Annotated in this window: 13 protein-coding genes; 10 read left to right on the top strand and 3 right to left on the bottom strand. The window is 62.1% G+C overall.

Annotation, left to right across the window (positions count from 1 at the left end; genetic code table 11):
* Positions 1 to 34 precede the first annotated feature (34 nt).
* Both L1071_RS10745 and L1071_RS10740 read left to right on the top strand, forming a co-directional pair.
* Positions 35 to 916, top strand: coding sequence for an alpha/beta fold hydrolase (locus tag L1071_RS10745; RefSeq protein ID WP_246974572.1), 882 nt, complete (start codon positions 35 to 37; stop codon positions 914 to 916).
* A 14-nt stretch (positions 917 to 930) separates the two neighbouring features.
* Positions 931 to 1,977, top strand: a complete 1,047-nt coding sequence (locus L1071_RS10740; RefSeq protein ID WP_246974571.1) for a patatin-like phospholipase family protein — start codon at positions 931 to 933, stop codon at positions 1,975 to 1,977.
* A gap of 69 nt (positions 1,978 to 2,046) precedes the next feature.
* Here L1071_RS10740 and L1071_RS10735 read toward each other — a convergent pair whose 3' ends face one another.
* Positions 2,047 to 2,637, bottom strand: coding sequence for a Smr/MutS family protein (locus L1071_RS10735; protein ID WP_246974569.1), 591 nt, complete (start codon positions 2,635 to 2,637; stop codon positions 2,047 to 2,049).
* 127 nt (positions 2,638 to 2,764) lie between these two features.
* Here L1071_RS10735 and prmB point away from each other — a divergent pair, with 127 nt between their 5' ends.
* The 5 genes from prmB (at position 2,765) to phaC (ending at position 7,772) form a co-directional block, all read left to right on the top strand.
* Positions 2,765 to 3,718: a 50S ribosomal protein L3 N(5)-glutamine methyltransferase gene (gene prmB / locus L1071_RS10730; protein ID WP_246974566.1), complete on the top strand. Its 954-nt coding sequence runs from the start codon at positions 2,765 to 2,767 to the stop codon at positions 3,716 to 3,718.
* Positions 3,719 to 3,735: 17 nt separating this feature from the next.
* Positions 3,736 to 4,821, top strand: a complete 1,086-nt coding sequence (gene aroC, locus L1071_RS10725) for a chorismate synthase (RefSeq protein WP_246974564.1) — start codon at positions 3,736 to 3,738, stop codon at positions 4,819 to 4,821.
* 155 nt (positions 4,822 to 4,976) lie between these two features.
* Complete coding sequence (locus L1071_RS10720) at positions 4,977 to 5,267, top strand: hypothetical protein (RefSeq protein ID WP_343315748.1); 291 nt, start codon at positions 4,977 to 4,979, stop codon at positions 5,265 to 5,267.
* A 106-nt stretch (positions 5,268 to 5,373) separates the two neighbouring features.
* On the top strand, positions 5,374 to 5,817 hold the full coding sequence (locus L1071_RS10715) for a phasin family protein (protein ID WP_246974563.1): 444 nt from the start codon (positions 5,374 to 5,376) through the stop codon (positions 5,815 to 5,817).
* Positions 5,818 to 5,915: 98 nt separating this feature from the next.
* Positions 5,916 to 7,772 carry a class I poly(R)-hydroxyalkanoic acid synthase gene (phaC, locus tag L1071_RS10710; RefSeq protein WP_246974561.1) on the top strand — a complete coding sequence of 619 codons (1,857 nt, stop codon included), beginning with the start codon at positions 5,916 to 5,918 and terminating at the stop codon, positions 7,770 to 7,772.
* 42 nt (positions 7,773 to 7,814) lie between these two features.
* Here phaC and L1071_RS10705 read toward each other — a convergent pair whose 3' ends face one another.
* Positions 7,815 to 8,543, bottom strand: coding sequence for a class II aldolase/adducin family protein (locus L1071_RS10705; protein WP_246974559.1), 729 nt, complete (start codon positions 8,541 to 8,543; stop codon positions 7,815 to 7,817).
* A 58-nt stretch (positions 8,544 to 8,601) separates the two neighbouring features.
* Positions 8,602 to 9,498: a LysR family transcriptional regulator gene (locus L1071_RS10700; RefSeq protein WP_246974557.1), complete on the bottom strand. Its 897-nt coding sequence runs from the start codon at positions 9,496 to 9,498 to the stop codon at positions 8,602 to 8,604.
* Between the two features lie 208 nt (positions 9,499 to 9,706).
* On the opposite strand from L1071_RS10700, the gene leuC reads away from it, so the two are divergent.
* The 3 genes from leuC (at position 9,707) to leuB (ending at position 13,077) form a co-directional block, all read left to right on the top strand.
* Entirely contained in the window at positions 9,707 to 11,170 is a 1,464-nt protein-coding gene (gene leuC, locus L1071_RS10695; RefSeq protein WP_246974556.1) for a 3-isopropylmalate dehydratase large subunit, read from the top strand.
* 2 nt (positions 11,171 to 11,172) lie between these two features.
* Positions 11,173 to 11,820, top strand: coding sequence for a 3-isopropylmalate dehydratase small subunit (leuD, locus tag L1071_RS10690; protein ID WP_246974554.1), 648 nt, complete (start codon positions 11,173 to 11,175; stop codon positions 11,818 to 11,820).
* A gap of 177 nt (positions 11,821 to 11,997) precedes the next feature.
* Entirely contained in the window at positions 11,998 to 13,077 is a 1,080-nt protein-coding gene (gene leuB / locus L1071_RS10685) for a 3-isopropylmalate dehydrogenase (protein ID WP_246900508.1), read from the top strand.
* The last annotated feature ends 40 nt before the right edge of the window (positions 13,078 to 13,117 follow it).

Raw genomic sequence — 13,117 nt, 5'->3', positions numbered from 1 at the left:
GTTGTCGATCACCCATCAGGCACCAGGAGCCTTCATGCGCGAAGTAGAATCTCTGAATCTGGCCCATGGGCGCCTCGCGGCCCTGGCGTGGGGCGATGTTGACGCGCCCGTGTGGTTGGCGCTGCATGGCTGGCTGGATAACGCCGAGAGCTTTTCGCGCTTGGCACCGCTATTGGTCGAGCGTCTGGGAATTCGCATCGTCGCGATCGATTTTCCCGGTCACGGACGCTCGCAGCCGCGTGCTGAAGGCGGCGACTATCCGATCTGGGAATATACCCTGGATGTGTTGGACGCCCTCGATGCATTGGGGCTCGATAGCGCGCCGCTGCTGGCGCATTCGATGGGGGCGGCGGTCTCGTGTCTAGTGGCGGCCGCGATGCCGGAGCGTGTCGCGCGGTTGGTGCTGATCGACGGCCTGGGCACCTTGACCACCGAGGTTGACGACACCGCCAAGCAGCTGCGCATGGGGTTGATCCAGCGCCGTCGCTCGCGCTCCTCGGTGCCGCGCTATCCCGATGAGGCTACCGCCATCGCGGCGCGCGTGGCGGGCGGCGTGACGCCCATCGACGCCGACACAGCCGCACCTCTGGTGCGCCGCAATCTGGATACGGAAGACGATGGCCGCGTGCGCTTGCGCTCCGACGCTCGCTTGCTGCGTCCATCGCTGGTGCGCTTTACCACCGAGCAGATGTTGTCGCTACTGGGCAACATTGAAGCCCCAGTACTTTTAATCGAAGGCGAGCAGGGCATTCTCGCCGAGCGCGCTTACGCCCAGCGGGCTCGTGACGCCATCGCTCGGCTTACGCGGGTGATGCTGCCCGGTGGACATCATCTGCATCTCGAAGCGAATGCCGTCGACGCCGTGGCTGAGGCCATCTTCGCCGATTCGGATGAGACGACGAAGCGTAATGCGTGAAGGAGAGCGTTGACATGGACAAGCGAGTTGCGCTGGTACTGGGTAGCGGTGGCGCGAGAGGCTACACGCATATCGGCGTGATCGAGGAATTGGTCGCTCGCGGCTATGAGATCGTCGCCATTTCGGGCTGCTCGATGGGGGCCCTGGTGGGCGGCATCTATGCCGCCGGCCAGCTCGATGCCTACCGTGACTGGGTCTGCCAGCTAGATTATTTCGATGTGCTCAAGCTGGTCGACGTAACCTGGAGCCCGATGGGGGCGATGCGGGCCAGCAAGGTCATGAACAAGCTCGAGAGCCTGATCGGGGATATCCGCATCGAGGACTTGAGCATTCCGCTGACCACCGTGGCCACCGACCTCAATCGGCAGAAGGAAATCTGGTTCCAGAGCGGTCCGCTTTTGCGCGCGATCCGTGCCTCCATCGCGGTCCCCGGCATCATCACGCCGGTGCGTCTGGATGGGCATGTTCTCGTCGACGGTGGCTTGCTTAACCCGTTGCCGATCATCCCCACCGTGGCGGTCCACGCCGATCTGGTCGTGGCAGTCAATTCCACCGCGCAGACCTCCCGACAGGTGACGCTTGAAGAAATGCTGCCGCCCGAGGAAGCCGCCCAGGAAGAAGCACGCGAACGCGAGCGTGAATCGCGTGGGCAAGGGTTCGGCGGCTGGCTGGGCGGTGTGCGCGAACGTGTGCAGCACATGTTCAGCAACGGCCTCGGACCGGAAGACGATGAGGAGGGTGAATCCTCCGAGCAAGCGGCTACCGAACGTGCCTGGAGCAAGCTCGACATGATGCTAGCGTCGTTCGATATCACCCAGGCGGCATTGGCCAAATACAAGGTGGCCGGTTACCCGCCCGATGTCCTGATCGAGGTGCCCAAGAGCGTGTGCGGTGCCTATGAGTTTCACCGTGCCGAGGCGCTGATTCAACTGGGGCATCATCTGGCTGCCCAGGCCATCGACCGTTACGAAGGGAAGCGCGATATGACCGTAACCGGAGGGGATGTAACGGAGGCCAAACATCATTCGCTGATGACGCCCGCCAGGCGCAAACCGAGTTGAAGCCTTGGACGTTAGTTTAAACCTTAGAAGTTAGTTGAAACGTCGATGTTTGTGGCCGGTGGCGGTCGGTCATAATGTATCGCCGCGCCGACGGAGCAGGATATACACCGCCCCGGTACCGCCATCCGCATCGCGTGCTGAGCAGAAAGCGAGTACCGCGGGCCATTCGCGCAGCCAGGCATTGACGTGGCTCTTGATGACCGGGTAATCGTCGTCTTTGCCGAGCAGCGATGCGCGGGCCTTGCCGTGTACCACGAGCACACAACGCCAGCGTTGTCCGTGGGCGTCGTGAAGGAAGGTTTCGAGTTGCTCGCGTGCCTCGCTGACGGTGTAGCCATGAAGATCCAGCCCGGCTTCCCACTCGATATTGCCGCGCTTGAGTTGTGTCCGCGTTCGGTAGGGAAGGTCGGGGACTGCAAATTCCAGTGCCTCGCTGGGGCGCACCGGCTCGACGCGCCCGTCACTGGTGCGGCTGGTGGGCGCTTGGGTGTCGGCGCTGGTGGCGGCCGCACGGCGCTCCGCTACGGCCTCGTCGTCGTGGCGTCGCGGGCGCCCGGTATCGGCGCGGTTGGTATGCAGGCGGTGCACACCGGCGTCTTCCAGCGCTTGACGAAACACGTTGATATCGGCGTCGTCGGGCTGGCCACGGCGTCGGCTCATGACGAAACTCCCCAGGCGGCACGGTCGGTTGAAAGGCCACCCAGTATAGCGACTTGCTCACGGCTGTGAACCGGCGCGCGCTGCGGGTACAATCGCCGATTCCATGGAACCGCATACAGGATGCTTCGTGCCTGCTTCCCGACCGACCGACGTTTCCACGCTAACCCTCGACGACGCGTCACTGGCTGAAGGGCTGGTGTCGCTGCGTGACTGCCTGCGTTGGGCAACCAGTGAATTCAATGCGCACCGCCTGCATTTCGGGCATGGCACGGCCAGCTCGTGGGATGAGGCGGTGGGGCTGGTGCTGGGTGCGTTGCATCTGCCCTGGGATACCGATCCTGCAGTCCTCGATGCTCGCCTGTTGCCGATCGAACGTCGCCGGGTCGTGAGTCTGGTGCGCCAGCGAATCGAGCAGCGCACGCCATTGCCGTATCTGCTGGGTGAGGCCTTCTTTGCCGGCCACCCCTTCGAGGTCGATGAACGGGTGCTGATTCCGCGCTCGCCGATTGCGGAACTAATCGAGGACGGCTTCGCGGCCTGGTTCCCTCAGTGGTCGCCGGCGCGGGTGCTGGATTTGTGCGCGGGTTCTGGTTGCATCGGCATCGCCACGGCACTGTACCTGCCCACGGCCGAGGTCGATCTGGTCGATATCAGCCCCGAGGCGCTGGCGGTGGCCAAGGCCAACATCGTGCGTCACGATGTTGGTAAACGCGTGCGCGCGGTGACCTCGGATCTGTTTGCCGGCATTGCCGGTCAGCGCTATGACCTCATCGTTTCCAATCCGCCCTATGTGGACGCGCGTGACCTGGCGGGCATGCCGGCCGAGTTCCGCCATGAGCCGAATCTGGCCCTGGCGGCGGGTGATGACGGTCTGGATATCGTGCGCCGCATGCTGCGCGAGGCGCGTGAGCATTTGACCGACGATGGCGTATTGATCGTCGAAGTGGGCAATTCCGCGCGGCATCTCGACGCGGCGTTTCCCGAAGTCCCGTTCTTGTGGCTCGAGTTCGAGCGCGGCGGCGAGGGCGTGTTTGCGCTGACCGCTGCCGAGCTCGACCAATATGCGACATCGTTCGCCTGATCGTTGAGGAGCGCGGAATGTCCGGCAATACGTTTGGCAAGTTATTCACCGTCACCACCTTCGGCGAGAGCCACGGCGAAGCGTTGGGCGCGATCGTCGACGGATGCCCGCCGGGGCTCGAGCTCGATGCTTCGGATTTACAGCATGATCTGGATCGGCGGCGACCGGGCACTTCGCGGCATACCACGCAGCGCCGCGAGCCCGACCAGGTGCGTATCCTCTCAGGGGTTTTCGAGGGTGTTACCACCGGCACGCCGATTGGCCTGCTGATCGAGAATACCGACCAGCGCTCGAATGACTATTCGAAGATCAAGGATCAGTTCCGCCCTGCGCATGCCGACTACACCTATCATCACAAGTACGGGGTTCGTGACTATCGCGGCGGTGGACGTTCGAGCGCCCGCGAGACAGCCATGCGTGTTGCTGCCGGCGCCATCGCGCGCAAGTACCTGGCGTCGCAGGGCATCCGCGTGCGCGGCTATATGAGTCAGTTAGGCCCCATCGGTATCGACTTCAAGCAGTGGGAAGCAGTCGATAGCAACCCGTTCTTCTGCCCCGACCCGGACAAGGTCCCCGAGCTTGAGGCCTTCATGGATCAATTGCGCCGCGACCAGGACAGCGTCGGTGCGCGGATCACCGTCGTCGCCGAGGGCGTGCCGGTGGGGCTTGGTGAGCCGGTCTTCGACCGTCTGGATGCCGAACTGGCCCATGGCTTGATGAGCATCAACGCCGTCAAGGGCGTGGAGATCGGTGATGGCTTCACCGCCGTGGCGAGTCGCGGCAGCGAGCACCGCGATGAGATGACACCCGAGGGCTTCCTCTCCAATCATGCCGGGGGTGTGTTGGGTGGGATCAGTTCCGGCCAGACGCTGGTCGCGCATCTGGCGCTCAAGCCGACCTCCAGCATCACCCAGCCGGGACGTTCGATCGATATCCACGGCGAGCCGGTCGAGGTCGTCACCAAAGGGCGCCATGACCCTTGCGTAGGTATCCGGGCCACGCCCATTGCCGAAGCGATGATGGCGCTCACATTGATGGATCACTTCCTGCGCCAGCGCGCCCAGAACGCGGATGTCGAGGTGGACACGCCACGCTTGAGGTAAGCGTTGTCTGGTAAGCGTCGTCGTATCGAAAAAGTTGCTTGATGAACGTCATGCATGACGCAGCCCGCCTTTTCCAGGCGGGCTTTTTCGTAGGGGCGGCTCTCGTTTCATGCAAGGCTCGCTACACTGAAAGGAGCCAGCAATGGGAGCCTCTCATGAAAGTCCATGTCGAATTCGATCTCACCCCGGCGGAATTTCGTCAGGCGATGGGGTTGCCGGATGTCGAAGCCTTTCAACAGGAGTTGATGGCTCATATTCGCCAGCAGATGGAAGCCGGGGTGGAGGGCTACGACCCCTGGAGTCTCATGCAGCCTTTCCTGCAGCAGGGCATGGCGCAGGGCGTCGCCAGCTTCGGCCACTACCAGCAGATGTTGATGGATATGCTGCGCCAGGCCGATACACAAAGTGACGGAGAGCCCCACAATTCGAAACGAAAAAAGACCTAGGGTCTTGACATATGTCAATTGCAAGCTTAGAGGAGCGGGGCTATTATTTGTGCAGTGCAGCATAAGTGCACTGGCCTTGCCTTAGATCCTCCAGGAGGAATCCGTCATGCAGGACAAAATGTTTAGTGCCTTTTCCGAACAGACGCGCGGCTTTTTCGAGCCGATGCGCAAGTTCAACGGTCTAATGTTGGACAACATGGAGCGGATGACCGAGTACCAGCTCGATGCCATGAAGCGTTATAGCCAACTAGGCGTGGAGCGTATGCGGGCGGCCTCAGAGGTCAAGGATGCCGAGGACGCGCGCGATTTCTCCACCCAGCAGGCCGACATGCTGAATTCGCTTTCCAAGCAAATGCTGGAAGACGCTCGCGCAATGGCCGATATCAGCCTCAAGTTCAAGGCCGACCTGGAAGAGATGATGTCCGAAACGGGGCAGCAAGCCGCCGATCAGGCCTCTGAAAACATGAAGGCGGCGTCCGAACCGGCCAAGGCGGCGAGCAGCAACAGTCAGTCGTCGTCTTCACGCAGTAGCAGCAAAGACAAAGCGTAGACCAGCAGACACCATGCCGTGCCCCGGCAGTCGCGAAGACAAGCGGCTGCCGACGGCACGCATTGCGTGAACCGTTTTGTGATGCGGGGAGATGACGTATGTGGCCAGGGCCCGAAGAAGGCGCTGATGCCTTCGGTGACCCGCACGCCTGGCAGCGCCAGGTGAGCGCGTTTGGTGAGCAATACCAATCCCTCATGCAGGAGGCCTTCAACCGGTTGTGGCCTAGCGACGCGGGCGCTTCGGTCTATGCCGACATGCAGGAAAGCCTGCGTATCGGCGCCGAGGCCATGGTCGTCAATGCACCGGCGGTGTATACCGTGCAGATGCGTCTGGCGCAGGATCAATTACGTGTCTGGCAGAATGCCCTGCGGGAGCTCATGGGCGAGAGTGTGCCTGCAGTGATCGAGCCGAGTCCCGAGGATCGACGCTTTCGCGATGATGCCTGGCACTCGCATCCCTTCTATCGCTATATCCTTCAGCAGTATCTGCTCTTCGTGCGTGCCGTGAACGAGTTGTTGGCGAACCTCGGCGGTCTGACGCCGCAAACACGCCATCAACTGGAGTTCTACGCGCGGCAGTATGTCAATGCGCTCTCGCCGAGCAACTTCGTGTCCACCAATCCAGAAGTCGTCCGCAAGACGCTCGAGACGCGGGGACAAAACCTCGTCGAGGGGCTCAAGCGCCTTCGCGAGGACCTGGCGAATTCCGCCGAAGGCCTCAACGTGGCGATGAGCGACCGCAGTGCCTTCCGGCTTGGCGAGAACCTGGCCATTACGCCGGGTGAGGTGATCTTCGAAAACGAACTGATGCAGTTAATCCAATACCATCCGAGCACCGACAAGGTCTTCAAGACGCCGCTTCTGATCGTGCCGCCCTGGATTAACAAGTACTACGTGCTCGACCTGCGTCCGGATAACTCGCTGGTGAAATGGCTGGTGGCGCAGGGACATACGGTGTTCATGATCTCCTGGCGCAACCCCGGGCCCGAGCAGCGTCATTTGACCTGGGCCGATTACATGCAATTGGGGCCGATCGCCGCGATGGGCGCCATCGAGCAAGCCTGTGGCGAGAAATCCGTCAACCTGTTGAGTTACTGCATCGGCGGCACGCTGGCAGCGACCACGGTGGCGTATCTGACCAGTAGTCTGCGCGGTCGCAAGATACGTTCTGTGACCTACATGGCGACGCTGCAGGATTTCAGCGATCCCGGCGAAATCGGTGTGTTTCTCAGTGAGCCGGTGCTGGCCGGCATCGAGCGGCAACTCGATCGCGACGGTTATCTCGATGGCCGCGTGATGGCGTTTTCCTTCAATCTACTGCGCGAAAACGATCTCTTCTGGTCGTTTTATATCAGCAACTATCTCAAGGGCGAGGCGCCGGCGGCGTTCGATCTGCTGTACTGGAATACCGATGGCACCAATCTACCGGCGGGCACTCATGGCTGGTATCTACGCCATATGTATCGCGAGAACCGCCTCGTTGAGCCTGGCGGCATCGAGCTCGATGGCGTCAAGATCAACCTGCGCAAGATCTCCACGCCGAGTTATTTCGTCTCCGCGCGCGACGACCACATCGCCAAGTGGCGCAGTAGCTATCTGGGCGCTCGCCTGCCCAAGGGCCCTGTGACCTTCGTGCTCAGCGGCTCCGGGCACATCGCCGGCATCGTCAATCCGCCAGCGAAACGCAAGTACGGCTACTGGACTCATGACGAGATCTTTGATGAGCCTGATGCCTGGCTCGAGGCGGCGACGTTTCAGGAAGGATCCTGGTGGCCGCACTGGCAGGCCTGGATGACCGACAACCGCTACGCCGATCCCGGCAAAGTGGTCGCGGCACGTCACCCGGGCGAGGGGGAATTGACGTCCATCGAGCCCGCTCCCGGCCGTTACGTGCGGCAAACCATCCCCGAGGTGCTGGGTGTTGCGTCGACTAGTGAAGGCGAAGCCGGGTCTTGAGGTCTGCCTATTTCCTCAACGGTTAGTTCCGTTAACGACGCTTTATTGGCGATAGTCGGGTTCGTCGCGGTCCAGCAGCCGCATCAATGCGGCTAGATGCATTGATGCGGCGCCCTCGCTCAGGCTCTCTTCCCATTGCTGGGCGGTCTTGCGCGCGACCTCGTCGGGGACCGCCTTGAGGGGCAAGCCGCTGGCACGTGCCACGAGATATGAACGGCACGCCCGCTCGAAGTAGTAAAGATTATCGAACGCCTCGGCGACATCGGCGCCGGTGGCGATCACGCCGTGGTTCCCCAGAAGAAGGATGGGCGCCTTGCCCGCGAGGCTGCCGAGACGTTCGGCTTCTTCATCAAGTCCCATGCCATCGAAACCTTGATCGACATGCACGCGCTCGAAAAAGCGCATCGCGCTCTGCTCGACCGGCGGTAGCGCCGGTGACTCCAGGCACGCTAAGGCTGTGGCATAGAGTGAATGAGTGTGCATGACGCAGCCCACATGTTGGCCCTGACGATGCATGGCGCCGTGGATCGCCCAAGCGGTAGGCTCGACGTCATCGGGGCGTTCGGAGGCGTTCGTGTCGACTTCAAGCAGGTCGCTGGCGCGTAGTTCCGCATAGTGGCGGCCCTGCGGGTTGATCAAGAAACGCGAACCGTCGCTTGTCGTGGCGAGGCTGCAATGATTGGCGACGCCTTCATGCATGTCGAGGCGTGCCAGCCAGCGAAACGCGCAGGCCAGTTGTTCGCGTGGGTTGCCGAGACTCAAAGCAGTCATTTGTCCTCCTCGTTGTATGAATTGTGTGCACTCGATAACGATGCTAGCGCGATACAGTTCAATTCAGCCAGTGCCTGGCGTGGCGGTCCTGGGCATCATCGAGCATACCGAGCATGGCCCTGGCGGCGTTGGAGAGGGTGCGGCTCTTGTGAAACAGATAGCCCAGCGGACGCTGGATGGGGCGGTGGTCGATGGGCAGGGTCTCGATGTCGTCGTCGATCATGGTCTCGGGCAGTACGCTCCAGCCTAGCCCGATGGCGACCATCATCTTGAGCGTTTCGAGGTAGTTGGTGGACAGCGAGACGTTTACCTTGAGGCCGTCGCGAGCGAAGGTATCCACCACGATGCCGCGGGTGAAGGTCAAATGCCCCGGCAATACGGCGTCGTAATCGGACAGTGCCGACAAGGCGAGCTCCTCGCGACCGGCAAGGGCATGCTCACGCCCGCAGACGAAACGCAACTGGTCGATCCACACCGGCACGACCGTCAGCGCCGGATCGGGCACTGGCGCCAGCGTGACTACGGCAAGCTCCAGTTCGCCATCCAGCACACCCTGATAGGCCTGCTCGGAATCCAGAAAACGCATGTCCATGCGCACCTCGGGATGCGCCTGGGTGTAAGCCTTGAGCAACGGCGGTAGGCGATGCAGGCCGACATGATGGCTGGTCGCCATGGTCAGGCTGCCGCTGACGTCGCCGGCGAGGTTGGAAAGCGCGCGACGGCTGTCGTCGAACATCACCAGGATCTCGCGGGCGCGGGGCAGTAGCGTGCGCCCAGCTTCGGTGAGCGTCACGCGGCGGTTGAGTCGGTCGAATAACTGTGCCCCGACCTGAGTTTCGAGTCCTGCGATCCGTTTGCTGACGGCAGGCTGAGTCAGATACAGCTGTTCGGCGGCGAGCGAGAACGAGCCATTGTCGGCCACGGCGAGGAAAGCTTGCAGGCTTTGTGTATCCATGAACGCGCTCTTTTGGGGTATGTATTCTATTAAGGAATGCAAAGCATAAATAACATGAATTGCTTTTATCCATAAGCCTCCTTAGGCTCGGGGATATTAATGGTTGCGCCGGTTAACGCGGCGCTTAGCAAGACGACATATTTCAAGACGACAGAGAGCGTCATCGCCCCATCTCCCCGGTCGGGGAGGCACGAGTGGAGGAGATTCCATGGCAGGCCAGACTCTTTACGACAAGCTTTGGTCGCGGCACCTGGTAAAGGAACGCGACGATGGCACGGCGTTGATCTACATCGACCGCCACCTGCTGCACGAGGTGACCTCGCCCCAGGCCTTCGAAGGGCTGCGTCTTGCCGGGCGCAAGCCATGGCGGTTGGATACCAACCTCGCCACGCCAGACCATAACGTGCCGACCACGCTCAAGGAGCGTGCCGAGGGCAACGCGGGTATCGTCGATCCGGTCTCGCGCATTCAGGTCGAGACGCTGGATGACAACTGCACCAGCTTTGGCATCGAGGAATTTCGCATCAACGACGCGCGCCAGGGGATCGTGCACGTCGTGGGGCCGGAGCAGGGTGCCACGCAGCCCGGCATGACGGTCGTCTGCGGCGATTCGCACACCGCCACGCACGGCGCCTTCGGGGCCTTGGCGCACGGCATCGGCACCTCCGAGGTCGAACACGTGCTGGCGACGCAGTGCCTGATTCAGCAAAAAATGAAGAACATGCAGGTGCGCGTCGAGGGTGAACTGGGTCTCGGCGTGACGGCAAAGGATATCGTGCTGGCGGTGATCGGCAAGATCGGCACGGCCGGCGGTACTGGCTACGCCATCGAGTTTGCCGGTAGCGCGATTCGCGAGCTGTCCATGGAAGGCCGCATGACCATCTGCAACATGGCCATCGAAGCCGGCGCGCGCGTGGGCCTGGTGGCGGTCGACGAGACCACGGTCGAGTACCTGCGTCGGCGTCCCTTCGCGCCCAGCGAGGAATACTGGGACGCGGCGGTCGCCGACTGGCGCGAGCTGGTCTCCGATGGCGATGCGGATTTCGACAAGGTCGTCGAGCTCGATGCTGCCGCGATCGAACCGCAGGTTACCTGGGGCACCAGCCCGGAAATGGTCGCGGGCGTCGGTGCGCAGGTACCGGAGCCGGCCGCCGCCGGCGACGAGACCGTGCAGAAAGGCGTTTCGCGTGCGCTCGAGTACATGGGGCTTCATTCGGGACAGCAGATCACCGACATCCGGCTCGACAAGGTCTTCATTGGCTCGTGCACCAACTCGCGCATCGAGGATCTGCGCGAGGCGGCCAAGGTCGCCAAAGGCCGCAAGGTGGCGGATACCATCCAACTGGCGATGGTCGTGCCCGGTTCCGGACTGGTCAAGCGCCAGGCCGAGGAGGAAGGGCTAGACAAGATCTTCCTCGAAGCGGGCTTCGAATGGCGTGAGCCGGGGTGCTCCATGTGTCTGGCGATGAATGCCGACAAACTGGGGGCTGGCGAGCACTGCGCCTCGACCTCGAATCGTAACTTCGAGGGGCGTCAGGGCTTTGGGGGCCGCACGCATCTGGTGAGCCCCGCCATGGCGGCAGCGGCGGCCATCGCCGGTCATTTCGTCGATGTGCGCGATTTCAGTGCCGAGCGCGCCGCCAACGACGACAGTCAAGTACAGGAGGCGTGAGCATGCGCAAATTCGACCGCCATCAGGGCCTCGTGGCGCCTATGGATCGCGCCAACGTGGACACTGACCTGATCATTCCCAAGCAGTTCTTGAAATCGATCAAGCGCACCGGTTTCGGCCCCAATTTGTTCGACGAGCTGCGTTACCTGGATGAAGGCTATCCAGGGCAGGATGTCGCCAACCGTCCGCTCAATCCGGATTTCGTGCTCAACCAGCCGCGCTATCAGGGCGCTAGTGTGCTGCTGGCGCGCCGCAACTTCGGCTGCGGCAGTTCGCGCGAGCATGCGCCCTGGGCGCTGGAAGATTTCGGCTTCCGCGTGATCATCGCGCCGAGCTTCGCTGATATCTTCTATAACAACGCCTTCAAGAATGGCTTGTTGCTGATCACCTTCGACGAAGCGACGGTGGATCGGTTGTTCCAGGAAGCCGAGGCCGAAGAAGGCTATCGCCTGGATGTCGATCTGGAGAGTCAGCAGGTCACCACACCCAGCGGTGAGACGCTTGCCTTCGAGGTCGATGCGTTTCGCAAGCAATGCCTGCTCGAAGGGCTGGACGATATCGGCCTGACGCTCAAGGATGCCGATGCCATTGCGGATTTCGAGCAGCGCCATCGCCAGGCGCGGCCGTGGCTGTTCCGTCAGGCCGGATGACGCCTGCATCCCCCTGAATAACAACAACGCTGGACACAATCGACAGGGAGACCCGGCCCTCGGGTCGGGATGGCAGGGAATGCCCACCTTCTCGTGGCCGGCGTCGCGGCGCCGGCCACCCACGAACCATGAGTCACGTCATCCACGATGATGTGTCGAGCAGCGAGAGAGTACGCCATGAGTCGCAAGATTCTCGTTCTACCGGGCGACGGTATTGGTCCGGAAATCACCCGCGAGGCGGTCAAGATCCTCAACGCATGCCGCGAGACGGGACTGGACGTCGACCTCGAGGAAGGTCTAGTCGGCGGGGCGGCAATCGACGCCCAGGGCGTACCGTTGCCCGATGAGACGCTGGCGCAGGCCAAGGCGGCTGATGCGGTGTTGCTGGGCGCCGTGGGCGGTCCCAAATGGGACAAGATCGAAGATCTGGCCAAGCGGCCGGAGAAAGGCCTGCTGGGCCTGCGTAAGAACCTCAACCTGTTCGGCAACCTGCGCCCGGCGCTGCTCTATCCGCAGCTCGCCTCGGCCTCAAGCCTCAAGCCGGAGATCGTCGCGGGTCTGGATATCATGATCGTGCGCGAGCTCACCGGTGGTATCTACTTCGGCCAGCCGCGCGGTATCGAGGAGCGCGATGGCGAAAAAGTCGGCTTCAATACCTACGTCTATGCCGAGCACGAGATCGAACGCATTGGCCGGGTCGCCTTCGAAATGGCGCGTGCGCGCAGCGGCAAGCTCTGCTCGGTGGACAAGGCCAACGTGCTCGAGGCCACCATCCTGTGGCGCGAGGTCATGGAGCGCCTGGCCCCGGAGTATCCGGATGTCGAGTTGTCGCACATGTACGTCGACAACGCCGCCATGCAACTGGTGCGCGCGCCCAAGCAATTCGACGTCATCGTTACCGGCAACATGTTCGGTGATATCCTCTCCGACGCGGCGGCGATGCTGACGGGCTCGATCGGCATGTTGCCCTCGGCATCGCTCAACGAACAACGTCAGGGTATGTACGAGCCTTGCCATGGCAGTGCGCCGGATATTGCCGGCCAAGGCATTGCCAATCCGTTGGCGACGATCTTGTCGGTGGCCATGATGCTGCGTTATTCCCTCGAGGCGCCGGTGCTCGCCGAGCGCATCGAGCGTGCCGTGGGCACGGTGCTTGACCAGGGATTGCGTACCGCCGATATCGCCTTCGAGGGCACTGCGCCCGTCTCGACCCAGGCGATGGGCGATGCCGTGTTGGCGGCATTCCAGGCGCAGTGAGTGCGGCTCACGTATCATGGCCATACGCCCATTCGTAGAT

It is taken from the genome of Chromohalobacter sarecensis (assembly GCF_023061135.1).
Classification (GTDB): Bacteria; Pseudomonadota; Gammaproteobacteria; order Pseudomonadales; family Halomonadaceae; genus Chromohalobacter; species Chromohalobacter sarecensis.
The sequence above is the reverse complement of the archived record's forward strand: the minus strand, read 5'-3'. Positions and strand labels throughout refer to the sequence as shown.